Here is a 724-nt window from a genome sequence, read left to right as displayed (position 1 = left end):
AGTGCATGCTGGTCCTGATCGGCGCCACGCCGGAAGGCAGGAAGGAACTGGTCGGCTTCCAGGTCGGGGTGCGCGAGAGTGCGCAGAGTTGGCGGGAGTTGCTGGTCGACGTGAAGCGGCGCGGGTTGTCGGTGGCGCCGATGCTGGCTGTGGGAGACGGGGCTCTGGGCTTCTGGAAGGCGCTGGACGAGGTCCTCCCCGGCACGCGCCATCAGCGCTGCTGGCAGCACAAGACGGCCAATGTCCTCAACAAGGTCCCGAAGTCCGTGCAATCGGCGATGAAGGCGGATCTGCGCGAGATCTCCGGCGCGTCGACGCGGGCACAAGCCGAGGTGGCGATGGACGTGTTCGTGGAGAAGTACGGGGTGAAGTATGCGCGTGCGAGCGAATGCCTGACGAAGGACAAAGACGCGCTGCTGGCGTTCTACGACATGCCGGCCGAGCATTGGGATCATCTGCGAACGACGAACCCGATCGAGAGCGTGTTCGCGACGGTCCGACACCGGACGGTGCGCACGAAGGGGGCACTCTCGCCCACGACTGCCAAGCTGATGGTGTTCAAGCTCGTGATGGCTGCGGCGAAGACCTGGCGGCGACTGACGGGCGAGAACCAGTTGCCGAAAGTGGTGGCCGGCGTCATCTTCCGGGACGGGACCGAGGTCACCGCGAGCCCAGATCACCGCGCCGCCTGACCAGCCTCGTCACCCAAATCCCCGCATAGCTC

The 724-nt window shown here is 65.7% G+C and carries 1 protein-coding gene; it reads left to right on the top strand.

Annotation, left to right across the window (positions count from 1 at the left end):
- Nucleotides 1-692, top strand: a 692-nt coding sequence (locus MFF64_RS36565) for an IS256 family transposase (protein WP_238193920.1), incomplete at its 5' end; no start/stop codon positions are given.
- Nucleotides 693-724: the final 32 nt, after the last annotated feature.

It is taken from the genome of Methylobacterium frigidaeris, from assembly GCF_022179185.1.
Taxonomy (GTDB): Bacteria; Pseudomonadota; Alphaproteobacteria; order Rhizobiales; family Beijerinckiaceae; genus Methylobacterium; species Methylobacterium frigidaeris.
This window is presented reverse-complemented; position numbering and strand designations above follow the sequence as displayed.